The organism is Streptomyces sp. NPDC031340 (assembly GCF_055569945.1).
The window spans coordinates 1-24219 of record NZ_JBVIIE010000001.1; the positions used below are offsets into that span (position 1 = coordinate 1).

Below are 24219 nucleotides of genomic sequence, written 5' to 3' on the forward strand. Positions count from 1 at the left end.
CAGGGGCAGTGGTTCGGAGGCGGTGACCAGTTCCCGCAGCGGATGCCGGGCCAGCACCGCGTCCACCTCCGGCGTCAACGCCGCCGCCAGCCGGGACGCGGGCGGGCGGCCCTCGTCGCGCAGGGCGTCGACGGCGGCGAGGAGCACCTCGCGGCCGGCCTCGCCGCCGCCCTCGCCCTCTGGCACGCCGGCGGCCGCGCGCTCGTACAGTCGCGCGCCCTCCTCCAGGACCAGTTCGGTGTCCATCCCGGCCGGGATCTTGATCTGGGCGTGATGGCGCCAGGTGGTGACCGGGTCCCCCCAGGCCTCCACGTGGTAGCTCCAGTGGCCCGGGGCGCCGGGGGTGACGGTGGCGCCCCAGCGGTCGGTGCCGGGCGCCAGCTCCCGCATCGGCGTCCACGGGCCCGGACGGCCCTCCGGATCGGTCAGGACGACGTTCGCGGCGACCGCGTCGTGCCCCTCGCGGAACACGGTCGCCGAGATCTCGAACGACTCGCCGGTCACGGCCTTGGCGGGCCTGCGCCCGTGCTGGACGATCGGGCGGACGTCGAGGAGGGGGATGCGCCCGACACCGGAGGCGGCCCGGGCGGAGGGTGGCTCCACGGCCGGCTGCCCGGCGGCGGGCGGGCGTACAGGGGCTGTGTCGGCGCTGTGCTTCGGGGGTGGAGACGAGTGGTGCGTGGCGGGCATGACCGCTCCTGTCCGCGTCAACGTTGGTGGGCGGATGACTGTGGGGAGGTGGGTCCTGCGTGTTGTCCCTGTGGTGATCCAGGGGCGTACCGGAGGAGCCTTCCCACCCTATGCGAGTGGGCAATCCGGCACTTTGTTAACTACTCCCGCGTATGCCCGCGCACGGAGAGGGTTCACCTTGACGCCGGGTGTGCCGTGGTTACGAAGCCGCTCTCCCGGATACCGTCGGGATTGACGACGGGACGCACACCGGTGTGTGTCCCCCCTCCGCACGCCTGACCGAGGTGGCCAGTGAAGGCGATCCGTCGATTCACCGTCCGACCCGTCCTGCCCGAACCCCTTCTGCCGCTCAGCGATCTGGCGCGGAACCTGCGCTGGTCCTGGCACGCGGAGACACGTGAACTCTTCCAGTCGGTCGATCCCGAGAGCTGGGCCGCCTCGGGCGCCGATCCGGTGCGGCTGCTGGGGAGCGTGCCGCCCGCGCGGCTCGCGGAGCTGGCCCAGGACCGCCGCTTCCTGCGCCGGCTGACCGCCGTCACCGACGACCTCCACGACTACCTGACCGGCGACCGCTGGTACCAGTCCCAGCCCGGCGGACTTCCCGCCGCCGTGGCCTACTTCTCGCCCGAGTTCGGCGTCACCGCGGCCCTGCCCCAGTACTCCGGCGGCCTCGGCATCCTGGCCGGCGACCACCTGAAGGCGGCCAGCGACCTCGGTGCGCCGCTCATCGGCGTCGGCCTGCTCTACCGGCACGGCTACTTCCGCCAGAGCCTGTCCCGGGACGGCTGGCAGCAGGAGCAGTACCCGGTCCTCGACCCCAACGAGCTGCCCGTCGTCCAGCTCAGGGACACCGACGGCGCCCCGGCCCAGGTCGGCCTCGCGCTGCCCGGCGGCAAGCGGCTGCACGCTCGGATCTGGCTGGCCCAGGTGGGCCGGGTGCCGCTGCTGATGCTGGACTCGGACGTCGAGGAGAACGACCCCGGGGAGCGCGGCGTCACCGACCGGCTCTACGGCGGCGGCAGCGAGCACCGGCTGCTGCAGGAGATGCTGCTCGGCATAGGAGGGGTGCGGGCGGTGCGCGCGTACTGCCGGATCACCGGCCACCCCGAGCCGGAGGTCTTCCACACCAACGAGGGCCACGCCGGGTTCCTCGGCCTGGAGCGCATTGCGGAACTGTGTGCCGGGGGGCTGGACTTCGACTCGGCGCTGGAGGCGGTGCGGGCGGGCACCGTCTTCACCACGCACACCCCGGTCCCGGCCGGCATCGACCGCTTCGACCGGGAACTCGTCGCCCGCCACTTCGCGCCCGACGCCGAGCTGCCGCGCATCGACGTGGACCGCATCCTCGCCCTCGGCACGGAGACCTACCCCGGCGGCGAGCCCAACCTGTTCAACATGGCCGTGATGGGCCTGCGCCTGGGCCAGCGCGCCAACGGGGTGTCCCTGCTGCACGGCCAGGTCAGCCGGGAGATGTTCGCCGGCCTGTGGCCGGGGTTCGACCCCGAGGACGTGCCGATCACCTCGGTGACCAACGGCGTCCACGCCCCCACCTGGGTCGCCCCGGAGGTCTTCCGGCTCGGAGCCCGGCAGATCGGCGCCCAGCGCGCCGAGGACGCGCTGACCGTCGGCGGCTCGGACCGCTGGGACTCGGTCGCGGACATCCCCGACCAGGACGTGTGGGAGCTGCGCCGCAGCCTGCGCGAGCAACTGGTGGAGGAGGTGCGCGAGCGGCTGCGCGCCTCCTGGCGGCAGCGCGGCGCGGGCACGGCCGAGCTGGGCTGGATCGACGGGGTGCTCGACCCGGACGTCCTGACCATCGGTTTCGCGCGCCGGGTCCCCTCGTACAAGCGTCTGACGCTGATGCTCCGGGACCGCGACCGGCTGATGGGACTCCTGCTGCACCCCGAGCGGCCGATCCAGATCGTGGTCGCGGGCAAGGCGCACCCGGCGGACGACGGCGGCAAGCGGCTGGTGCAGGAACTGGTCCGGTTCGCCGACGACCCGCGGGTGCGCCACCGCATCGTCTTCCTGCCCGACTACGGCATGGCGATGGCGCAGAAGCTGTACCCCGGCTGCGACGTCTGGCTGAACAACCCGCTGCGCCCCCTGGAGGCCTGCGGCACCTCCGGCATGAAGGCCGCCCTCAACGGCTGCCTCAACCTCTCGGTCCTGGACGGCTGGTGGGACGAGTGGTACCAGCCCGACTTCGGCTGGGCGATCCCGACCGCCGACGGCGTCGCCATGGACGCCGACCGGCGCGACGGCATAGAGGCCGCCGCGCTGTACGACCTGCTGGAGCAGCGGGTCGCGCCGCGTTTCTACGAGCGCGGTCAGAACGGTCTGCCCGACCGCTGGATCGAGATGGTCCGCCAGACCCTCACGCTGCTCGGCCCGAAGGTGCTGGCCGGCCGGATGGTGCGGGAGTACGTCGAGCGCCTCTACACCCCGGCCGCCCACGCCCACCGCGCGATGACCCCGGACGCCGCGCGCGAGCTGGCCGCCTGGAAGGCGCGGGTGCGGGGCGCCTGGCACGGGGTGGCGGTGGACCACGTCGAGGCGTCGGCCGCCACGGCCACCGCGCAGCTCGGCACCACGCTCGGGCTGCGGGTCCGGGTGCGCCTCGGCGAGCTCTCCCCGGACGACGTCGAGGTCCAGGCCGTCTCCGGCCGGGTCGACTCCCAGGACCGCATCACCGACGCCGCCTCGGTGCCCCTGAAACCGGCGGGCAGCCAGGACCCGGAGGGCCGCTGGATCTACGAGGGCCCGCTCTCCCTGGACCGCACCGGCCCGTACGGCTACACCGTCCGCATCCTGCCCACCCACCGCCTGCTGGCCTCCGCCGCCGAACTGGGCCTGCTGGCGGTGCCGTCGGAGGATACGGTGACCGGGGCGGGGGTGCTGTTCCGCTGACCGCGCACGGGCGGGCGATCTTCGCCCGCCCCGTCGCCGTCGTCTGGTCGCTCCGCAAGAACGGCGAGCTGGGTCTCAGCGAGCGGGACGACATCTGGCGTCCGCGGCGGCTCGAGCTCATGACACAGCCCTACCGTCGGCAGACCCACGTCATGGACTCGGACTGAGCCGCCGGTGACATTCCGCTTGCATGCCGGCGGCCTGTCCGGCCGAAACCTCGGCGGCCCTTCGGGACCAGTACGCGCGGGCGATGCCCGGGTGACCGCCGGCCCCCGCGAGGCGGTCACTGCTCCGAGGTGCCCGCGCTCAGCTTCCGCAGGACCTTGCCGCAACGGTGGGCGTAGGCGTGCTGCAGGCCCCGGGTCGCCGGGCCGCCGGCCTTGGCGTACCACTTGGCCGGGCGGCTGAAGGCGGTGACCGTCAGCCAGACCGTGCCGTCGCCGGTGCGGTCCACCACGAAGGACTCCTCGCCGCACTCCGGATGCCCGGCCAGCGTGCCGTAGGCCCAGCCGGCGCGGCGGGGCTCCTCGACCGTCCACGCCACGCGGCAGGGCGCCCTGATGACGCCGGCGAGGGTGACGGTGACGTCCACGCCGGGCGCGGCCCGGTCGGCGGCGGCGTCGATGCCCACGCCCATCGAGCGGTGCAGCTCCCAGGTCAGCAGCGCCTGTGCCGCCCGGCGGAAGACCTCCTCGCCCTCACCGAGGCGGGTGCGCACCCGCAGGTGGTGGAAGCCCGGGGGGCAGAAGCCGTCGCGCCGGGTCGCGCCGACGTCGTCGTAGGTGAAGTCCTTGGGATCCGCTGCAGACACAGCACCCAAGAGTAGGGCGGTACCCGGGGGCGTCCGCCGCCCGGGTACCGCCCGTCGATCACCCTGGAACCGCTGGGACTAGCTGACGTTGACCGCGGACCAGGCCGCCGCCACCGCGTTGTACTCGGCGCTGCCGGAGCCGTACAGGGCGGACGCGGCGCTCAGCGTCGCCGTGCGGGCGCCGGAGTACTTCGTCGTCGACGTCATGTACGTCGTCAGCGCCTTGTACCAGATCTGCAGCGCCTTGGCGCGGCCGATGCCGGTGACCGTGGAGCCGCTGTACGTCGGCGAGTTGTAGGTCACGCCGTTGATGGTCTTCGAACCGCTGCCCTCCGACAGGAGGTAGAAGAAGTGGTTCGCGACGCCGGACGAGTAGTGGACGTCCTTGCTGCCGACGGTGGAGGACCAGTAGTCCGACGAGGCGCCGTCCTTGCTGGGCTTGTCCATGTAGCGCAGCGGGGAGCCGTCCCCGTTGATGTCGATCTCCTCGCCGATGAGGTAGTCGCCGACGTCGTTGGAGTTGGCGGCGTAGAACTCCACGCCGGTGCCGAAGATGTCGGAGGTGGCCTCGTTCAGACCGCCGGACTCGCCGCTGTAGTTGAGGCCCGCGGTGTTGGAGGTGACACCGTGGCTCATCTCGTGGCCGGCCACGTCCAGCGAGGTCAGCGGGTGGGTGTTGCCCGAGCCGTCGCCGTAGGTCATGCAGAAGCAGCTGTCGTCCCAGAACGCGTTGACGTACGCGTTGCCGTAGTGGACGCGGGAGTAGGCGGCCACGCCGTTGTTCTTGATGCCGCTGCGGCCGAAGGTGTTCTTGTAGAAGTCCCAGGTGACCTGGGCGCCGTAGGCGGCGTCGGCGGCGGCGGTCTGGTCGGTGGTGGAGCTGGAGGCGGCGCCGGTGCCCCAGACGTCGTCCGCGTCGGTGAACAGGGTGCCCGTGCTGGTGGTGCTGGAGTGGGCCTTGTTGTAGACCTTGTGGCCACCGCGCGTGGTGTCGTACAGCTGGTACGTCGAGCCCGACAGCGTGGTGTTGAGGGTGACGTTGCCCGAGTAGAGGGTCTTGCCGGTGCCGGTCTCGATGCCCTGGTACTCGTACAGCTTCTTGCCGGTGGCGGCGTCGGTGATGACGTGCAGCTCGTTCGGGGTGCCGTCGTCCTGCAGGCCACCGACGACCGTCTCGTACGCCAGGGTCGGCTTGCCGTCGGCGGCCCAGATGACCTTGCGCGCGGAGTCGGCGGCGGTCTTCGCGGAGCCGGCCGCCTTCGCGACGGTCAGCGCCTGCTTCTCGGCCTTGGCCACGGTGATCTGCGGCTTGACGGAGGCCACCTTGATGGCCGCCTTGACGGCCTTGGTGACGCTCTTCGTGGCGCCGGTGGCCGACTGGTGGACCACCAGGTCGCCGCCGAGGACCGGCAGGCCGGCGTAGGTGCGCTCGTAGCGGGTGTGGACCGCGCCGTCGGCGTCCTTCACGACGTCCTTGACGACCAGCTTCTCCTTGGCGCCGAGGCCTATGCGCTGCGCGGTGTCGGGCGCGGCCTTCTGCTGCTGCTTGATGAGGGAGGTGCGCGCGGCCGCGGAGAGCTGGACGGGGGCGGCGGCGAGCGGGGCCTTGGCCGTGGACCCCGCCGGGGTCTGGGCGGCGGCCGTACCGGTGGTCAGACCGGTGGTGAGCAGGGCTCCGGCGGCGACGGCGGTCGCGATGGCAAGGGTAGAACGCTTGTGACGCGCGTAGAGGGAGGTCACACAAGCTCCTTGGAGTGGGGGAGTCGGCACGGGGTGGGGCGCCCGGCCGAGTTGTCGTGAAGTTGTGCGGCGTTGTGAGAGAGGGTGACATCAAGGGCGCGTACATGTCAGGACCCCCAAGTGATGTTGGCCGAAAAGCTTCGGCGCGATGAATGTTGCGGGGACGTGAACGGGCTCCATGGCGCCCGGCCGCTGCCGCTGGAGACGGCTGTCGAGGGGTCGGCCGCGGGTTCGTCGCCCGGGATGGATGTGTCGCGATTTTCGTCAGGGACGCGTCAGGAACTTGGCCGGAAACCGTTCGTTGTCCGGATGTTCATGTTCGCTATACGGACTTTTGGGGTGGGTGTGCGAAGGTGCCGGACCCCCGCCGTGCGCGTCACGCCCGACCCGTCACCCCGGAGCCGGTCCCTCGCGGAGACGCCTGAGGGGGAGTGGAGACCTCTGAGGGGGATATGTCTTGCTTTTCCTTATTCATGGCAGAGACTGAGGTGTATGGAGGGGGCCGGCGAAGGATGTGCGCAAGTGTCGATGAAGTGGGACGACGCCGTCGCCCTCGGCAGGGCTTACGAGCAACTGCGGGCGGGCGAGCCCGTGGGGCCGTCCGTGCGCGATCCGGTCCTGGCCGCCTGGCGCAGGTGCCGCTCCCAGGGCCTTGCCGAGAGGCACCGGGGGGATCTTCCCTACCAGCGGGATCTGGGCGACGCGCAGAACCTCGCGGAGGCCGCCCGGCCCGTGCTCGAGGCTCTGGAGACTCGGCTGTCGGGCCTCCGGACGACCGTGTTCCTCGGTGACGAACGCGCCCGGTTGCTCGACCGGAGGGCAGGCCGGCACGCGCTGCTCGGGCGTCTCGACGCGATGCAGCTCGCGCCGGGCTTCAGCGTCCCCGAGGACGTGCTCGGGAACAACGGCATCGGCACCGTCCTGGTGACGCGGCGGCCCGTCTTCATCTGCGGTCGCGAGCACTACGGCGACGACCTGACGGGGCTGGTCTGCGCGGGCGCACCGGTGCGCGACCCGCTGAGCGGACACGTCGTCGGCGCACTCGACCTGACCAGCGCGCGGGCCGACACCCACCCCGCCATGCTCACCTCGGCACTCGAGGCGGCCCGTGCCATCGAACAGCGGCTGCTGGAGCAGGTCTCGTCCCGCGAGCGGGCCCTGCTCCAGGCGTTCCGGTCCGCCCATCCGCCCGGGAACGGTGGTCCGGGCGGCATGCCCACCGTCCCCGACGAGTTGCTCGACCGCCACGACCGGCTCCTCCTCCAGGCGGCCGCGACCGAGTTGATCTCCTCCGGCCGCACCGGCCTGGTGGAGGTGCGGCTGCCCCACGGACGCACGGCCGTCCTGCGCAGCCGGCCGGTGACGACTCCTTCCGGCGTCACGGGAATCGCCGTCGAGGCGGCTCTTCCCTCCGGTCTCCGGCAGGACCTCGCCGTGCTGACGGCCGAGGGCGGTACTCCCCCGGTTCTCACGCCCCCGCCCGTGCACCACGCCGCGACGCGCCCGGCGCCGCGGCGGCTCCTGCCCCGCCCGCTGTCTCCCGCCCCGGAGCCCCAGCCCCGGCCGGGCGCCGAGCAGGGCGACCGCCGGGGCGATGAATGGCTGGTCGCCGTCGGTGAGCCGTTGATGGGCCGGCTGGCCCTGCAGGCCCGGCAGCGCCTGGGGCTGCTGTACGACGCCTCCGCATGCGTCGGCACCACGCTCGACGTGGTTCGGACCGCCGAGGAGCTGACCGAGGTGGCCGTCCCCCGGTTCGCCGACTTCGCCGCCGTCGACGTGCCGGAAGCCGTGCCGGCCGGTGAGGAACCGGTCCGGGTGGACGGTGCGCTGCGCCGCGTCGCGCTCACCGGCGTGCGCGAGGACTCCCCGCTCCATGCGGCCGGTGACCTGATCGCCTATGCGCCGTCCACACCCCAGAACAGAGCCCTGGCGACCGAGCGGGCGGCCCTGGAACCGGAGCTCGCGACGGCCCATGGCTGGCACCTCCAGGATCCGGCGCGGGGCGAGCGGATCCTGGAGGCCGGCATCCACTCGCTCATCACCGTGCCGATGCGGGCCCGGGGCGTGCTGCTGGGAGTGGTCAGCTTCTACCGCTCCCGGCTCCAGGAGCCGTTCTCCGAGGACGACCTGCTGCTCGCCGAGGAACTGGTCGGCCGCGCCGCGCTGAGCATCGACAACGCCCGCCGTTTCACCCGCGAGCACAGGGTGGCGCTGGCGCTCCAGCGCAGTCTGCTGCCGCGCGGCCTCCCCGCGCAGCAAGCGGTCGACGTGTCCCACCGCTACCTGCCGGCGCGTTCGGGGGCCGGAGGCGACTGGTTCGACGTGATCCCGTTGTCCGGCGCACGGGTGGCGCTGGTGGTCGGGGACGTGGTCGGCCACGGACTGCACGCCGCCGCCACCATGGGCAGGCTGCGCACCGCGGTCCACAACTTCTCCGCCCTCGATCTCCCCGCCGAGGAGGTCCTCGCCCATCTCGACGACCTCGTCGCCCGGCTGGACGCCGACCGGGAGCAGGCGGAGACCGGCGACGCGGACATCACCGGCGCGAGCTGTCTCTACGCCGTCTACGACCCCGTCGCGGGCCGCTGCACCGTGGCCCGGGCCGGTCATCCGCCGCCCGCGCTGGTACGGCCCGACGGCACCGTCGAGTATCCGGACCTGCCCGGTGGGCCGCCGCTGGGCGTGAGCGGCCATCCCTTCGAGACCGCCGAGCTGGAGATCCCCGAGGGCAGCCTGCTCGTGCTCTACACCGACGGGCTGATCGAACACCTCGGCCACCGGGACGTCGGCCTCGGGATGGACAGACTGCGCGGCGTGCTCGCCCGGTCCGGGGGAACGCCCGAGCACGCCTGCCGGACGCTGGACTCCCTGTTGCCCCGGCTTCCGGATCAACCCGCCGACGACGTCGCGTTCCTCGTCGCCCGTACCCGGACGCTGGACGACGAGCACGTCGCCACCTGGGAGCTGGCCGCCGACCCGGCCGAGGTCCCGCGGGTCCGCGCGGAGGTCACCGAGCAGCTGGCCCGATGGGGCCTCGACGAGCTGCTCTTCTCCACCGAACTCACGGTCAGCGAGCTGTTGACCAACGCGCTCCGGCACGGCAGCGAACCCATCGCGCTGCGTCTGCTGCGCGACCGCACGCTGATCTGCGAGGTCTCCGACGGCAGCAGCACCTCTCCGCACCCGCGCCGGGCGGCGGCCACCGATGAGGGCGGCCGCGGGCTGTTCCTGGTCGCCCAGCTCGTCCAGCGGTGGGGCACCCGGTACACAGCGCGGGGAAAGGTCATCTGGACGGAGCAGCCGCTGGCGCCCGCCCGAGCGGTATGAGCACCCCTGGCGGCGGCAGCCCTGGTGGTCACCGGACACACCAGGTCCGGCCCGTCACGCCAGGCTGTCCCGCCAGGCCCGGTGCAGGTCCGCGAACCGGCCCGTGCCCGCGATGAGTTCGTCCGGGGTGCCGTCCTCGACGATGCGGCCGTGCTCCATCACCAGCACCCGGTCCGCGATCTCCACGGTCGACAGCCGGTGCGCGATGACCACCGCCGTACGGCCCTGGAGCACCGTCGACATCGCGCGCTGCACCGCCCGTTCGCCCGGGATGTCGAGCGAGCTGGTCGCCTCGTCGAGGATGAGCACGGCCGGGTCGGCGAGCAACGCCCGTGCGAAGGAGACGAGTTGACGCTGTCCGGCGGAGATGCGGCCGCCCCGCTTGCGGACGTCCGTGTCGTAGCCGTCGGGCAGCGCCTCGATGAAGTCGTGCGCGCCGATCGCCTTCGCGGCCCGCTCGATCTGCTCGCGGCTCGCGTCCGGACGCCCGATGGCGATGTTCTCGGCGACCGTGCCGGAGAACAGGAACGCCTCCTGCGTCACCATCACCACCCCGCGCCGCAGTTCCGGCACGGCCAGGTCGCGCAGGTCCACGCCGTCCAGCAGGACCCGCCCGCCGGACGGGTCGTAGAACCGGGCGAGCAGCTTGGCCAGCGTCGACTTGCCCGCGCCGGTCGAGCCGACCACCGCGACCGTCTGCCCGGCCGGGACGGTGAGGTCGAAGCGGGGCAGCACCTCCCCGCCGGTGCGGTAGCCGAAGCGCACGCCGTCGAACACCACCTCCCGGCCCGGGTGTTCGCCCGCGAGCGGCGGCAGCTGCACGGGAGCCGACGGCTCCGGCACGGTCGGCGTCTGCGCGAGCAGCCCGGCGATCTTCTCCAGGGAGGCCGCCGCCGACTGCCAGGAGTTGAGGAACATGCCCAGCCGGTCGATGGGGTCGTACAGCCGCCGCAGGTACAGCACCGCCGCCGCCAGCACACCGAGGTCCAGCGAGCCGCCCGCCACCCGGTAGGCGCCCCACAGCACGATCAGCGCGACGGCCGTGTTGGCGATCAGCCGGGAGCCGACGACATAGCGGGCCATCTCCAGCAGCGCGTCGCCGTTGGTGCGTTCGTGGCGCCGGTTGAGCACCCGGAAGGCGGCGTCGTTGGCGGCCTCCCGGCGGAAGGCCCGCACCGGCCGGATGCCGTTCATGGTCTCGACGAACTTCACGATGACGGACGCGATGGCGGTGGAGCGCACCCGGTACACCTCGCCCGCCCGCCGCCGGTAGGTCCGCACGAGCAGGTACAGCGGCAGGAACGACGCCACCGCCACGGCTCCCAGCCCCATGTCCAGCCACAGCAGCATCGCCGAGATGTAGACCGACGACAGCACGATCATGACCAGTTCCTGCAGGCCCTCGTCGAGCAGTTCGCGCAGCGACTCCACGTCCGTGGTGGACCGGGAGATCAGCCGGCCCGAGGTGTAGCGCTCGTGGAAGTCGACGCTGAGCGCCTGCGCGTGCCGGAAGATCCGCCCGCGCAGGTCGAGCAGCACGTCCTGGTTGACGCGGGCGGAGGCGTTGATGAACGCGTACTGCAGGACCCCGGAGGCGACCGCGCACAGCAGGTAGCCCACGCCCACCGCGACCAGCGGACCGCGGTCGTCGCCGCGCAGCGCCGGTACGGCCCGGTCGATGGCGTACGCCACCAGCAGCGGGCCCGCCTGGACGGCCGCCTGCTGGAGCAGCAGCAGAAGCGTGGTGACGGCGACACGGGCCCGCAGCGGGGCGAGCAGGGAGCGCAGGAGCGCGGCGGTGGCGCCCGGGGGAGTGGGCAGGGTGTCGCGGTCGAAGGGGTCGCCGGCGGCGGCGCCCGGCAGCGGGCCGTCCGGTTCGTCGTCCGCCGTCGCGACGGTCGTGGTGGGGGCCGTCATCGCTCGTCCTCCGCTTCCCCGGTGCCGGACATGAGGTGGGCGTACTCGGCGTTCGTGCGCAGCAGTTCCTGGTGGGTGCCGACGGCGGCGATCCGGCCGCCGGACAGCAGCGCGACCCGGTCGGCGAGCAGCACGGTGGACGGGCGGTGCGCCACGATCAGGGCGGTGGTGTCCGCCAGGACGTCCCGCAGCGCGGCCTCGACCAGCGCCTCGGTGTGCACGTCCAGGGCGGACAGCGGATCGTCCAGGACCAGGAACCGGGGCCTGCCGACGACCGCCCGGGCCAGCGCCAGCCGCTGCCGCTGCCCGCCGGACAGGCTCAGGCCCTGCTCGCCGACCTGGGTCCCGGTGCCCTGCGGGAGCGCGTGCGCGAAGTCGGCCTGGGCGACGGACAGCGCCCGCTCCAGCTCGGCCTCGCCGGCCGCGTCACCGGCCCCCATCAGCACGTTCTCCGCCACGCTCGCGGAGAACAGGGTGGGCTCCTCGAAGGCCACGGCGACCAGGGAGCGCAGCCGCTCACGGGGCATCGCGGCGATGTCCACGCCGTCGAGGGTGATCCGGCCCTCCGTCACCTCGTGCAGCCGGGGCACGAGCGCGGTGAGCGTGGTCTTCCCGCTGCCGGTGGCCCCGACCAGCGCCATCGACTCGCCGGGACGGATGTGCAGGTCGACCCGGTCCAGGACGGGCGGGGAGCCGTCGGGCGCGTCGGGGTAGCGGAACCGCACGCCGTCGAAGCGCAGTCCGCTGTCGTCCGGGCGGGCCGCGCCGCCGCCGTCGGGGCGGAGGGCCGCGGCGACGGCGTCCGACCGGGCCGCGCCGCCGCCACGGGGGCTGACGGCCGCGACGGCGTCCGACTCCGGTTCGGCGTCCCGCACCTCGAAGTACCGCTCCGTGGCGGTGGCCGCCTCCTGGCTCATCGCCAGCAGGAAGCCGATGGAGTCCACCGGCCACCGCAGGGCGAGCGCCGTGGACAGGAAGGCGACCAGCGTGCCCGCGGACAGGCCGCCGTCGGCCACCTGCACGCACCCCAGCACCAGGGCCGCCCCGATCGCCACCTCCGGCAGCGTCACGATGACGCCCCAGATGGTGGCGAGCAGCCGGGCCTTGCGCAGCTCCGTCCCGCGCAGCGTGCGCGACAGCTCCCGGAACGCCCGCGCCTGGCTGCGGTGGCGCCCGAACCCCTTGACGATCCGGATGCCGAGCACGCTCTCCTCGACGACCGTCGTCAGATCGCCGACCTGGTCCTGCGCGAGCCGCGCCGCGTCCGAGTACCGCTTCTCGAAGATCACGCAGGTGACGACGACGGGCACCGCCGGCCCCAGGATCACCAGGCCCAGCGTCCAGTCCTGCAGCAGCATGATGGTCACGCCGACGACGATCGTCACCCCGTTGACCAGCAGGAACGTCAGCGGAAAGGCGAGGAACATGCGCAGCAGCATCAGGTCGGTGGTGCCCCGCGACAGCAACTGCCCGGACGGCCACCGGTCGTGGAAGGCCACCGGCAGCCGTTGCAGGTGCCGGTACAGGTCCGCCCGCATCTCCGCCTCGACGTGCGACAGCGGCCGCGCCACCAGCCAGCGCCGCATCCCGAACAGCAGCGCCTCCGCCACCCCGAGCAGCAGCACGTACAGCGCGCCGAGCCACACCCCGGCCGGATCCCGGTCGGCGACCGGCCCGTCCACCAGCCATTTCAGCACCAGCGGGATCACCAGCCCGGTGCAGGAGGCGAGCACCGCGACGAACGCGGCGGTGAACAGCCTCACCCGCACGGGCCGTACGTACGGCCACAGGCGCAGCAGGCTTCGGACGGCGGACCGGTCCGCTGGGGTGGCAGGTGTAGTGGGCATCAGCAGTGAGCCTACGGATCGCCACTGACGACGCCCACCGAGTTTTGGCCGGACCGGGGTCGGCCGCAGGTCCTACGACCTGCGTGTTCGAGCGGTCGTACGCGCTGCCGGTGCGGCCGTCACGCCACCCGCAGCAGCAGCACCGACCGCTCCGGCACCGTGATCGTCGTGCCCGCCGAATGGGTCACGCCCGGCGTTCCCGCCTGCTCCTCCAGCGAGGTGTCGACGACCACCTGGTACCGCTCCGCCCACGGCGGGCCCGGCAGCACGAAGCTCACCGGGCTGCCCCCGGCGTGCAGCACGGCGAGGAAGCTGTCGTCGACGACCGGCGCGCCCCGCTCGTCGCGGCCCGGGATGTCCCGCCCGGAGAGGTACATGCCGAGCGTGGCGGCGGGCGCGTACCAGTCCCCTTCCGTCATCTCCGTGCCGCGCGACGTGAACCAGGCCAGGTCGCGCAGACCGTCCGCGGAGTGGGCGCGGCCGGAGAAGAACGCCCGGCGGCGCAGCACCGGATGCCGGTGGCGCAGCCCGATCAGCCGGGAGGTCAGCTCGCACAGCGCCCGCCAGCCCGGGTCCTCCAGCAGCCCCCAGTCGACCCAGCTGGTCTCGTCGTCCTGGCAGTAGGCGTTGTTGTTGCCGCGCTGGGTGCGCCCCAGCTCGTCGCCCGCGACCAGCATCGGCACACCCGTCGACAGCAGCAGCGTGGTCAGCAGGTTGCGCAGCTGCCGCCGCCGCAGCGCCCGTATCCCCTCGTCGTCGGTCTCGCCCTCCGCGCCGCAGTTCCACGACCGGTTGTCGTCGGTGCCGTCCCGGTTGCCCTCGCCGTTGGCCTCGTTGTGCTTGCGCTCGTACGACACCAGGTCGCGCAGGGTGAAACCGTCGTGCGCGGTGACGAAGTTGACCGACGCGTAGGGCCTGCGGCCGCCCCAGGCGTACAGGTCGCTGGAGCCCGACAGCCGGTAGCCCAGGTCCCGCACGTCCGGCAGGGCGCCGCGCCAGAAGTCCCGCACGGCGCCCCGGTACCGGTCGTTCCACTCCGTCCACAGCGGCGGGAACGCGCCCACCTGGTAGCCGCCGGAGCCGACGTCCCACGGCTCGGCGATCAGCTTCACCCGCCGCAGCACCGGGTCCTGCGCGATGACGGCGAGGAACGGCGACAGCATGTCGACGTCGTGCATGGAGCGGGCCAGCGCGGCCGCCAGGTCGAACCGGAAGCCGTCCACGCCCATCTCGGTCACCCAGTAGCGCAGCGAGTCGGTGATCAGGCGCAGCACGTGCGGCTGGACGACGTGCAGGGTGTTGCCGCAGCCGGTGTAGTCGGCGTAGCGCCGGGCGTCCGGCTGGAGGCGGTAGTAGCCGCGGTTGTCGATGCCCTTGAGCGACAGCGTGGGGCCGTACTCGTCCGCCTCGGCGGTGTGGTTGTAGACGACGTCGAGGATCACCTCGATGCCGGCCGCGTGCAGGGCGCGCACCATGCGCTTGAACTCGCCGACCTGCCGGCCGTTGGTGCCGGAGGCGGCGTACCCGGCGTGCGGGGCGAAGTAGCCGATGGAGTTGTAGCCCCAGTAGTTGCGCAGGCCGCGCCGCAGCAGGTGGTCCTCGTGCGCGAACTGGTGCACCGGCAGCAGTTCCACGGCCGTCACACCGAGCCTCACCAGGTGTTCGACGGCCGCCGGGTGCGCGAGGCCGGCGTAGGTGCCGCGCAGTTCCTCCGGGATGCCCGGGTGCAGCTTGGTGAAGCCGCGCACGTGCACCTCGTAGATCACCGAGTCCGCCCACGGCGTCCGCGGCCGCTGGTCGTCCGACCAGTCGTCGTCATCGTGCACGACGACGCCCTTGGGCACGTACGGCGCCGAGTCCCGGTCGTCCCGCACGGTGTCCGCGACGTGCTGCTCGGGCCAGTCCCGCACATGCCCGTACACCTCGGGCGGCAGACGGAAGTCGCCGTCCACCGCGCGGGCGTACGGGTCGAGGAGCAGCTTCGCCGGGTTCCAGCGGGCGCCGGTCCACGGGTCCCAGCGGCCGTGCACCCGGTAGCCGTACCGCTGCCCGGGCATCACGCCCGGCACGAAGCCGTGCCAGACCTCGTGCGTCAGCTCGGTCAGGCGGACCCGGCTCTCCTTGCCGCGGTCGTCGAACAGGCACAGCTCCACCGCCTCCGCCCCGCCCGCCCACAGCGCGAAGTTGGTGCCCGCCACCCCCTCCGGCCCGACCAGGAACCGGGCCCCCAGCGGCATCGGCGCACCCGGCCACACCGGCACGCCCGGCACCGGCCGCCGCCCGCCGTCGATCACGACGGCCGGACGCGCCTGCCCGCCGGCGCGTTCCCCGGCCACCGCCTCCTGCTCGGCTGCGCTGGACACCTTGTCAGCCTCCCACGGCTCGTGGAACGACACCCGGAAGGGCGTGCGGCGGCGGCATCGGCCCCGGCGGTCCCCGTGGCGCGCCGCTGCGGCTCAGCGGCGGCCGCCACACCCCCTCGCGTCGTTCTCCCCACTGTTCTGCCCAGACCGTGGCTCGCACTCACGTTTCCCCAGGGCGGGCCCGTCGTTGGGCAGCGCGTGAGGCACGTACACGGGCGCGCGCGGCGCGCGGGGGCCGCGCTGGCGGCCGCACTGACATGGGCAGGGCTGCTGGCGGGCTGCACCGTGAGCGGCGTGAACGGCGCGAACGGCGCCCCTGGCGCGCCCGGGGCGCGCGCGGAGGCCATCCGGATCTCGCCGGACGACGGCAGCAGGGGCGTGCGGCCCGGCGAACGGCTCCTGGTGCGGGTGGCGAGCGGGCGGCTGGAGTCGGTGCGGGTCGTCAAGTTCCAGGACGCGCGGGTGTCGGAGGTGGCCGGGCACATCTCCGGCGACGGCCTGCGCTGGGAGCCGGACGCCGGCCGCCTCGCGCCGGCCGCCCGCTACACGGTCGACGCGGTGGCCCTGGACGGCCACGGGCGCCGCTCGGCCCGCCACGCCACCTTCACCACGTCCGTCCCCGACGAGCGGCTCGTCGCCCACGTCACCCCGGAGAACCGCTCCACCGTCGGCACCGGGATGATCGTGTCGCTCGGCTTCAACCGCCAGGTCACCGACCGGGCCGCCGTCGAACGCGCCGTCAGGGTCACCGCCCGCCCGGCCGTCGAGGTCCGGCCGCACTGGTTCGGCAGGTCCCGTCTCGACTTCCGCCCCGAGCGGTACTGGAAGCCCGGCACCCGGGTCACCGTCACGCTGCGGCTGCGCGACGTCGAGCAGGCCCCCGGGGTCCACGGACCGCGGGACCGGACGGTCTCCTTCACCGTCGGCCGCAGCCAGGTCTCCCGGGTCGACGCGGCGGCCCACACCATGCAGGTGCGCCGGGACGGCGAGCTGCTGGCCACCGTGCCGGTGACGGCGGGCGCCCCCAAGTCCACCACCTACAACGGGAAGATGGTGGTGATGGAGATGTTCAAGGTCACCCGCATGAACAGCCGCACGGTCGGCTTCGGCGGCGAGTACGACATCCCGGACGTCCCGCACGCCATGCGCCTGACCGACTCCGGCACCTTCCTGCACGGCAACTACTGGGCGCCGGACGCCCCCGGACGGGCCAACATCAGCCACGGGTGCGTGGGGCTCAGGGACGTCAAGGGCGGCCGCCCGGACACCCCCGCGGGCTGGTTCTTCGACCGCAGCCTGGTCGGGGACGTCATCGAGGTCGTCCACAGCTCCGACAGGGTGGTCGCTCCCGACAACGGCCTCGGCGGATGGAACATGGGATGGAAACAGTGGAAAGCGGGCAGCTCCCTCCGGTGAGGCCGGCGCCGGGCCGGTCCGGGCCGCGCGGACGCGTGCCAGGTTGCTACGCAACGGTGACCTTCTGCCCGTTCGTACCCCGAAATTGGACGGTTAATATGCGCCAATGAGCGCGGGGGACGCGCAGGGGTGCGGGCCTGACCAGGCCCGGCGAGGGGAGAGAACGTGAACGTGCGGCCGATATCGGGGGCGTCGGTTGACGCACGCGGACGGGGCGGAAAAGGACTGACGGCGCTGATACTCGGGGCGCTGCTGGTGACCGTCACGGCGTGCGGAGGGGGGAACTCGGACGCCGGTTCCGGATCCGGGTCCGGCTCCGGCGGCGGGAAGGGCAAGGACGCCGGCCAGGCCGTGAGCAAGCAGTCCGAGGCCGTGGTGTCCATCGCTCCCAAGGACGGCGCGAAGTCCGTCGACACCAGCGGCGCCCTCAAGGTCAGCGCCGGCAAGGGCAAACTGACGCAGGTACAGGTCAAGGACTCCAAGGGCACCGAGATACCCGGGAAGGTGTCCGGCGGCGGCACGACCTGGACGCCGACGACGCACCTGGCCGCGTCCACCAAGTACACCGTGCACGCGGTCGCCAAGGACTCCGCGGGGCGCGAGGCCGCCGAGGACTCCAGCTTCACCACGCTGACGCCGCCGAACACCTTCGTCGGCTACTTCACCCCCGAGGACGGTTCCACCGTCGGCGTCGGGATGCCGTTCTCCGTCCGCTTCACCCGGGGCATCACGCACCCGGAGGACGTCGAGAAGGCCATCAGCATCAAGACCGAGCCGGCCGTGGACGTCCAGGGCCACTGGTTCGGCAACGACCGCCTCGACTTCCGTCCGGAGAAGTACTGGGCGGAGGGCACGAAGGTCACCGTCCGGCTCAACCTCGACGGCGTGGAGGGCCGGCCGGGCGTCTACGGCAGCCAGGCCAAGACGGTCTCCTTCACCATCGGCCGCAACCAGGTCTCCGTGGTCGACGCCAAGAAGCACACCATGAAGGTCACGCAGGACGGAAAGGTCGTCAAGACCATCCCCGTCACCACCGGCAAGCCCGGCTACGACACCTGGAACGGCCAGATGGTCATCAGCGAGAAGCTCCGGGTGACCCGCATGAACGGCGACACGGTCGGCTACGGCGGCGAGTACGACATCGCGGACGTGCCCGACGCGATGCGGCTGACCACCTCCGGCACCTTCGTGCACGGCAACTACTGGGCCTCCGGCGCCTTCGGCAACTACAACGCCAGCCACGGCTGCGTCGGTCTGCGGGACGTGCGCGGCGGCTACGACCGCAAGCTGCCGGCCGGGTGGTTCTTCGACCACTCGATCATCGGCGACGTCGTCGTCGTGAAGAACTCCGACGACGCCACGGTCGCCCCCGACAACGGCCTGAACGGCTGGAACATGTCCTGGGAGAAGTGGACGCAGTAGGCGTCACCCGCCCCACGGCCCCGGTGCGACACACGGCACCGGGGCCGTTGCCGTGTTTCCCGGTGTGACCGACCGCACCGAGGCGCGTGCCGTTGGTGCCCGTGCTGTGTCTGCCTGGGGGCGACCCCCAGACCCCCGGCCGGGTGTGACCGACCGCACCGAGGCGAGTGCCGTTAGTGCCCGTTAACCTGCCTGCATGACCGTGAATCTCGAAGTCGCCGAGGGCGTCGGCACCCTGCGCCTGGACCGCCCCCCGATGAACGCGCTGGACGTCGCCACGCAGGACCGGCTGAAGGAACTGGCCGAGGAGGCGTCCCGCAGGGACGACGTGCGTGCCGTGGTGATCTACGGCGGGGAGAAGGTGTTCGCCGCCGGCGCGGACATCAAGGAGATGCAGGCCATGGACCACACCGCGATGGTCGTGCGCTCCCGCGCCCTGCAGGAGTCGTTCACGGCGGTGGCCCGCATCCCCAAGCCGGTGGTGGCGGCCGTGACGGGATACGCGCTGGGCGGCGGCTGCGAACTCGCCCTGTGCGCCGACTACCGGATCGCCGCCGACAACGCCAAGCTGGGCCAGCCGGAGATCCTGCTCGGCCTGATCCCGGGCGCGGGCGGCACCCAGCGGCTGGCTCGCCTGATCGGCCCCTCCAAGGCCAAGGACCTCATCTTCACGGGCCGCATGGTCAAGGCGGACGAGGCGCTGACGCTGGGGCTGGTGGACCGGGTCGTACCGGCCGCCGACGTCTACACCGAGGCGCACGCGTGGGCCGCGAAGCTCGCGCAGGGGCCGGCGATCGCGCTGCGTGCCGCCAAGGAGTCGGTCGACACCGGACTGGAGACGGACATCGAGACCGGGCTCGCGGTGGAACGGAACTGGTTCGCGGGCCTGTTCGCCACGGAGGACCGCGAGCGCGGGATGCGGAGCTTCGTGGAGGAGGGGCCGGGCAAGGCCAAGTTCCTGTGAATCCGCCCACAGATACTTGCAATTGACGGGATGTCTCATCCGGGCCCCTCGGCGGGGCGGTTCATGGGAGCCTTGAAGCGCTCTTGAGCCTGCCTTGTCGAGGGGGACCGTCGATTGTCTCCAGGGGAGCAGTCACCGCAGGCCGGACAGGCTGCCGACGGCCTCGGACCGCCCGCGGCACGTGTCGGAGGACCTGCTGGGGGCGAGTCATTCCGGAGGGTGCATTCCTCCGGAACGGCCCCGGGGGCCGCGCCCGGCGGCCATGATGGGGCCATGGCGGGGCTGGAGGGCATCGAACAGCCGCGGGGGCGAGGCCGTGCGACCACAGGGCGGTGGTCGCCTGCGGTGGAGGACGAACAGGCGCTCAAGGCGCTGGAGCTGTACGGCGATCCGACCGACGCGGAGGTCCCGCTGCCGTCCCGCCCGGAGTCCGCGGCGACCGCCCGCCGCCTCGCCCAGGTCGTGGTCCTGCGCCAGTGGGGCCTCGGCCCCAGGATGGCGGAGGACGTCGTCCTGCTCGTCTCCGAACTCGTCGGCAACGCCGTGCGCCACACCGGCGCCCGCGTCTTCGGCCTGCGGATGCGCCGCCGCCGGGGCTGGATCCGCATCGAGGTCCGCGACCCGTCCCGCGGACTGCCCTGCCTCCTGCCCGTCCAGGAGATGGACATCAGCGGCCGGGGCCTGTTCCTCGTCGACAAGCTCTCCGACCGCTGGGGCGTCGACCTGCTGCCGCGGGGCAAGACGACCTGGTTCGAGATGCGGGTGACGGACCGTTGACTCCCGGTACGACCCGCACCGGACGCCAATCGGACTAATCAGCGGTTTTTGCTTCAGATCCGCCTTAAATGGTGCGGTGACCACGACCGATCGCCGCACCGCGCTGCGGACCGGCGCCGGGCTCGTCGCCGGTGGCGTGCTCGCCGCCGGATGCGACGCCACCGGCGCAGCCGCCCACCCCGAGCCCACCGCCGACCCCACCGTCCGCCGCTCCACCCGTCCCCCGGCCCCCGGCCCGCGTCACTACCCCGGCCGGCCCGCCCAGCTCACCCACGGACCCCGCACCCGCCCCCGCGTCGCCCTCACCTTCCACGGCCAGGGCGACCCCGCCCTGGCCCGTGCTCTGCTCACCGAGGCCGAGCGGCACGGCGCCCGCGTCACCGTCCTCGCCGTCGGCAGCTGGCTCGACGAACACCCCTCCCTCGCCCGCCGCGTCCTCGACGGCGGCCACGACCTCGGCAACCACACCCAGCGCCACCTGGCCGTCAACGCCATGGCGCAGACCGACGCCCGCGCCGAGATCACCGCCTGCGCCGACCGGCTGAGGCGCCTCACCGGCTCCATCGGCACCTGGTTCCGTCCCTCCCGCGCGCCCCGGGCCTCCCCGCTCGTTCTGCGCCTGGCCCGCGAGGCGGGCTACCCGCACGTGCTGTCGTACGACGTCGACTCCCTGGACTACACCCGGCCCGGACCCGACGCCGTCACCCGCAAGGTCCTCGGCGAGATCCGCAACGGATCCGTGGTGAGCCTGCACTTCGGCTACCCGGACACCGTCGCCGCGCTCCCCGCCGTACTGGACGAACTCGACCGCCGCGGCCTGGCCGCCGTGACCACCACGGAGCTGTTCAGCTGATGCACCGCACCCTCCCTCACCGCACCCTCCCTCACCGCACCCGCGCCCGCACCCACCGCACCCGCGCCCACCGCGCCTTCGCCCGGCGCGCCCTGCTCGCCGCCGCCGGGCTCGCCGCGCTCGCCGCCTGCGGCGGCACGGACCGCCCGCACGCCGAGGAGGCCGCCCGCAGCAGCGCCGCCGTCCGGCCCGCCCCGCCGAAGGCGGCGGCGGTCCAGGGCCTGCCCGGGATGCCGCCCGTCCTCGACCCGCACGACGTGTACGCGGCCGACCGCCCGAACCGGCTCTCCCCGGTGGTCCGGGACTTCCCGTCCCGCGTCTACGTCCCCAACACCAACTCCGACACCGTCTCCGTCATCGACCCGAAGACCTACCGGGTGATCGAGACGATCCCGGTCGGCGCCCAGCCCCAGCACGTCGTCCCGTCCTGGGACCTGAAGACCCTGTGGGTCAACAACGACAAGGGCAACACCCTCACCCCGATCGACCCGAGGACCGGGAAGGCCGGCCGCACCGTCGACGTGCACGACCCGTACAACCTCTACTTCACCCCCGACGGCCGCTACGCCGTGGTCATGGCCTCCCTCGACCGCGAACTGGTCTTCCGCGACGCGCACACCATGAAACGCGTCAAGACCGTCCCGGTCAGCTGCTACGGCGTCAACCACGCCGACTTCTCCCTCGACGGGCGCTACTTCATCGTCTCCTGCGAGTTCAGCGGCGAGCTGCTGAAGGTGGACACGGCGAAGATGGAGGTGGTCGGGCAGCAACGGCTCCCGCACCATGGCGCGATGCCGCAGGACGTCAAGGTCTCGCCCGACGGCAAGAAGTTCTACATCGCCGACATGACCACCGACGGCATGTGGATCCTCGACGGCGACAAGTTCACGACGCCGGGATTCCTGCCCACCGGCAAGGGCTGCCACGGCCTGTACGTCAGCCGCGACTCGCGCGAGATGTACGTCTCCAACCGCGGCGAGGGCTCCGTCTCCGTCTTCGACTTCCGGAAGCAGAAGGTGACCCGGAAGTGGCACCTGCCGGACGGCGGCAGCCCCGACATGGGCGGTGTCTCCGCCGACGGCAAGGTCCTGTGGCTGTCCGGCCGCTACCACTCCGAGGTGTACGCCATCGACACCCGCACCGGCGCCCAGCTGGCCCGCATCAAGGTCGGCAGCGGCCCGCACGGCCTCGCCGTGTACCCGCAGCCGGGCCGCTACTCGCTCGGCCACACCGGCATCTTCCGCTGACCCGGCGGCGGATCACGGCGGCGGATCGCGGCGGCTCGCGCGCCGCGGACCACGCGCCGCGGATCACCGCAGCAGCGCCTCCGAGCCCACGGGACGGTAGCCGGCCGCCTGGAACGCCCGCAGCGAGCGGGCGTTCCCCGCCGCGATCTGCGCCCACACCGGCTCACCCCCGCCCAGCTGCCGGGCCGCCGTCGCCAGGGCACGCCCCAGCCCGCGATGCCGTACGCCCTCGTCCACCTCCACCGCCGCCTCCAGCCGTCCCGCTACCCCCCGCCCCAGCACGAGCACGCCCCCGTCCGTCGCCCACACCCGGACGTCGTCGCGTCTGAGGCGGGAGCTCACCACCCGCGGATGGTCCGGGCCGGCGATCTCGGTGAGCGCGAGCGGCGGCCCGCCCGGCAGGGCGGAGCCCACCGTCAGCACGTCGACCGTGTCCGTCGTGCGGCCCGTGCGGTCCATGAACGCGGTCAGGAAGCGGGCGTTCATCGTCGCCGCGAGCGCGTCGCAGCCGGTCTCCCGCAGGGCCCGGCGCACCCACCGCGGATCCTCGTCCGTGAAGACCACGGAATGCGCGGTGAAGGCGATGACTCCGGCGTCGCGGGGCGAGGGCTGCGGCAGGACCGCCGTCCGGCCGTCCGGCGGCGGGAAGACACCTCGTGCCGCCGCGTCCAGAATGTCCCGCAAAGTCTCCGCCACCACCCGCTCCTCGAGTCACCGCCCGCCGGAAGGCCCAGACTCGCAGACGTGATCGACTACGGCACCGGATTTCGCGTGGGTGGTCGCTGCGCTGCGCACTCGCCGCGCCCGTTAGTCTGACCTGCGGCAGAACGCCGGAAGACACGAGAAACGTAACAAGAGGGGCGGATCGGTGGCGGACATCGAAGAGGCGCGCAAGGAGTTCCAGCGGATCGACAGCGACGGCGACGGGTTCATCACCGCCGCCGAGCTGAAGACCGCGCTCGCCCAGGGGGGCGACTGGAACGTCACCGAGTCGGTCGCCGAGGCGATCATCAAGACCCGTGACCTGAACGGCGACAAGGTCCTGTCGTTCGACGAGTTCTGGACGTACCTGAACAAGTGACGTGAACGCGGGACGCGAAAGGGGCCGGTCCACCGCCGCAACGACGGCCGGACCGGCCCCTTCGTCGCCCCGGCGGGGCACCCGTGCGGCCCGGCGTGCGGAATAGCCCGCGATCCGGAAGGGTTGGTGGTGCTCACGGGAACGACACCAACCCCGGAAGGGCGACCGGCATGAAGATCGGCATCATCGGCGCGGGCAACATCGGCGGCAACCTCACCCGGCGGCTCACCGCACTCGGCCACGACGTCTCCGTCGCGAACTCCCGCGGACCCCACACGCTCACCGAACTGGCCGAGGAGACCGGCGCGACGCCCGTGCGCGTCGAGGAGGCGGCCCGCGGGGCCGGGATCGTCGTCGTCACGATCCCCCTCAAGGCGATCCCGGACCTGCCGTCCGGCCTGTTCGACGAGGCGGCGGACGGCGTCGCCGTGATCGACACCGGCAACTACTACCCGCAGCGCGACGGCAGGATCGCCGAGATCGTGGACGACGGCGTCACCGAGAGCCGCTGGACGGAACGCCACCTCGGACACCCGGTGATCAAGGCGTTCAACGGCACGTACGCCCAGGACATCCTCGACCGCCCTCGCCCGGCCGGCGCCCCGGACCGCATGGCGCTCCCGGTCGCGGGCGACGACGAGGCGGCCAAGCGCAAGGTCAGGGAGCTGATCGACGAACTCGGCTTCGACACCGTCGACGCGGGCGGCCTGGACGACTCCTGGCGCCAGCAGCCCGGCACACCGGTGTACGGCCTGCGGGCCGGCGTCGAGGAGGTCACCAAGGGCCTGGCGGAGGCGTCCCCGGAACGCCCGGCCGACTTCCGCGCATAGGCGCAGGCCCGCGGGCGGGCCGCG

General features: G+C 72.8%; 17 protein-coding genes. 10 read left to right on the forward strand and 7 right to left on the reverse strand.

What is annotated here, in order from left to right:
• The coding region (locus ACZ5GT_RS00005) for a maltotransferase domain-containing protein (RefSeq protein ID WP_469011764.1) at window positions 1-690 on the reverse strand (690 nt) is incomplete at its 3' end.
• Between the two features lie 291 nt (window positions 691-981).
• Here ACZ5GT_RS00005 and ACZ5GT_RS00010 point away from each other — a divergent pair.
• Entirely contained in the window at window positions 982-3600 is a 2619-nt protein-coding gene (locus ACZ5GT_RS00010; protein ID WP_469011766.1) for a glycosyltransferase family 1 protein, read from the forward strand.
• Window positions 3601-3883: 283 nt separating this feature from the next.
• Here ACZ5GT_RS00010 and ACZ5GT_RS00015 read toward each other — a convergent pair whose 3' ends face one another.
• Window positions 3884-4411 (reverse strand): DUF1990 domain-containing protein, encoded by a 528-nt coding sequence (locus tag ACZ5GT_RS00015; RefSeq protein WP_469011767.1) that lies wholly within the window; start codon window positions 4409-4411, stop codon window positions 3884-3886.
• 78 nt (window positions 4412-4489) lie between these two features.
• Window positions 4490-6151: a M4 family metallopeptidase gene (locus ACZ5GT_RS00020; RefSeq protein WP_469011769.1), complete on the reverse strand. Its 1662-nt coding sequence runs from the start codon at window positions 6149-6151 to the stop codon at window positions 4490-4492.
• Window positions 6152-6679: 528 nt separating this feature from the next.
• Here ACZ5GT_RS00020 and ACZ5GT_RS00025 point away from each other — a divergent pair.
• On the forward strand, window positions 6680-9478 hold the full coding sequence (locus tag ACZ5GT_RS00025; RefSeq protein WP_469012384.1) for an ATP-binding SpoIIE family protein phosphatase: 2799 nt from the start codon (window positions 6680-6682) through the stop codon (window positions 9476-9478).
• A 54-nt stretch (window positions 9479-9532) separates the two neighbouring features.
• Here ACZ5GT_RS00025 and ACZ5GT_RS00030 read toward each other — a convergent pair whose 3' ends face one another.
• The 3 genes from ACZ5GT_RS00030 to glgX all read right to left on the reverse strand — a co-directional run bounded on the left by ACZ5GT_RS00030 (window position 9533) and on the right by glgX (window position 15605).
• Window positions 9533-11395 carry an ABC transporter ATP-binding protein gene (locus ACZ5GT_RS00030; protein ID WP_469011771.1) on the reverse strand — a complete coding sequence of 621 codons (1863 nt, stop codon included), beginning with the start codon at window positions 11393-11395 and terminating at the stop codon, window positions 9533-9535.
• Window positions 11392-13242, reverse strand: a complete 1851-nt coding sequence (locus tag ACZ5GT_RS00035) for an ABC transporter ATP-binding protein (protein WP_469011774.1) — start codon at window positions 13240-13242, stop codon at window positions 11392-11394. Before ACZ5GT_RS00035 ends, ACZ5GT_RS00030 begins: the two co-directional genes overlap by 4 nt.
• A 119-nt stretch (window positions 13243-13361) precedes the next feature.
• Complete coding sequence (gene glgX, locus ACZ5GT_RS00040) at window positions 13362-15605, reverse strand: glycogen debranching protein GlgX (RefSeq protein WP_469011778.1); 2244 nt, start codon at window positions 15603-15605, stop codon at window positions 13362-13364.
• 198 nt (window positions 15606-15803) lie between these two features.
• On the opposite strand from glgX, the gene ACZ5GT_RS00045 reads away from it, so the two are divergent.
• The 6 genes from ACZ5GT_RS00045 to ACZ5GT_RS00070 all read left to right on the forward strand — a co-directional run bounded on the left by ACZ5GT_RS00045 (window position 15804) and on the right by ACZ5GT_RS00070 (window position 22284).
• The gene (locus tag ACZ5GT_RS00045; RefSeq protein ID WP_469011780.1) at window positions 15804-17021 is read left to right on the forward strand and encodes a L,D-transpeptidase; all 1218 of its coding nucleotides are present in this window, start codon (window positions 15804-15806) and stop codon (window positions 17019-17021) included.
• 165 nt (window positions 17022-17186) lie between these two features.
• Window positions 17187-18443: a L,D-transpeptidase gene (locus tag ACZ5GT_RS00050; protein ID WP_469011781.1), complete on the forward strand. Its 1257-nt coding sequence runs from the start codon at window positions 17187-17189 to the stop codon at window positions 18441-18443.
• Window positions 18444-18639: 196 nt separating this feature from the next.
• Window positions 18640-19407: an enoyl-CoA hydratase/isomerase family protein gene (locus tag ACZ5GT_RS00055; protein ID WP_469011784.1), complete on the forward strand. Its 768-nt coding sequence runs from the start codon at window positions 18640-18642 to the stop codon at window positions 19405-19407.
• 273 nt (window positions 19408-19680) lie between these two features.
• Entirely contained in the window at window positions 19681-20184 is a 504-nt protein-coding gene (locus ACZ5GT_RS00060) for an ATP-binding protein (protein WP_469011788.1), read from the forward strand.
• 76 nt (window positions 20185-20260) lie between these two features.
• Window positions 20261-21037 (forward strand): polysaccharide deacetylase family protein, encoded by a 777-nt coding sequence (locus tag ACZ5GT_RS00065; RefSeq protein ID WP_469011789.1) that lies wholly within the window; start codon window positions 20261-20263, stop codon window positions 21035-21037.
• Entirely contained in the window at window positions 21037-22284 is a 1248-nt protein-coding gene (locus ACZ5GT_RS00070) for a YVTN family beta-propeller repeat protein (RefSeq protein ID WP_469011792.1), read from the forward strand. The genes ACZ5GT_RS00065 and ACZ5GT_RS00070 overlap by 1 nt, the downstream gene beginning before the upstream one ends.
• 63 nt (window positions 22285-22347) lie before the next feature.
• Here the strand turns inward: ACZ5GT_RS00070 and ACZ5GT_RS00075 are convergent, their stop codons facing one another.
• The gene (locus tag ACZ5GT_RS00075; protein ID WP_469011794.1) at window positions 22348-22980 is read right to left on the reverse strand and encodes a GNAT family N-acetyltransferase; all 633 of its coding nucleotides are present in this window, start codon (window positions 22978-22980) and stop codon (window positions 22348-22350) included.
• Between the two features lie 172 nt (window positions 22981-23152).
• Between ACZ5GT_RS00075 and ACZ5GT_RS00080 the strand changes: the two genes are divergently transcribed.
• Together ACZ5GT_RS00080 and ACZ5GT_RS00085 are read left to right on the forward strand one after the other, a co-directional pair.
• The gene (locus ACZ5GT_RS00080) at window positions 23153-23365 is read left to right on the forward strand and encodes an EF-hand domain-containing protein (protein ID WP_351892628.1); all 213 of its coding nucleotides are present in this window, start codon (window positions 23153-23155) and stop codon (window positions 23363-23365) included.
• Window positions 23366-23460: 95 nt separating this feature from the next.
• Window positions 23461-24195 carry an NADPH-dependent F420 reductase gene (locus ACZ5GT_RS00085; RefSeq protein ID WP_469011797.1) on the forward strand — a complete coding sequence of 245 codons (735 nt, stop codon included), beginning with the start codon at window positions 23461-23463 and terminating at the stop codon, window positions 24193-24195.
• The last annotated feature ends 24 nt before the right edge of the window (window positions 24196-24219 follow it).

Bases quoted from the DNA above. Each gene is read 5' to 3' on its own strand.
- ACZ5GT_RS00060 (WP_469011788.1), top strand. From the start codon at position 19,681: ATGGCGGGGCTGGAGGGCATCGAACAGCCGCGGGGGCGAGGCCGTGCG.
- ACZ5GT_RS00055 (WP_469011784.1), top strand. From the start codon at position 18,640: ATGACCGTGAATCTCGAAGTCGCCGAGGGCGTCGGCACCCTGCGCCTG.
- ACZ5GT_RS00070 (WP_469011792.1), top strand. From the start codon at position 21,037: ATGCACCGCACCCTCCCTCACCGCACCCTCCCTCACCGCACCCGCGCC.
- ACZ5GT_RS00025 (WP_469012384.1), top strand. From the start codon at position 6,680: ATGAAGTGGGACGACGCCGTCGCCCTCGGCAGGGCTTACGAGCAACTG.
- ACZ5GT_RS00035 (WP_469011774.1), bottom strand. From the start codon at position 13,242: ATGCCCACTACACCTGCCACCCCAGCGGACCGGTCCGCCGTCCGAAGC.
- ACZ5GT_RS00030 (WP_469011771.1), bottom strand. From the start codon at position 11,395: ATGACGGCCCCCACCACGACCGTCGCGACGGCGGACGACGAACCGGAC.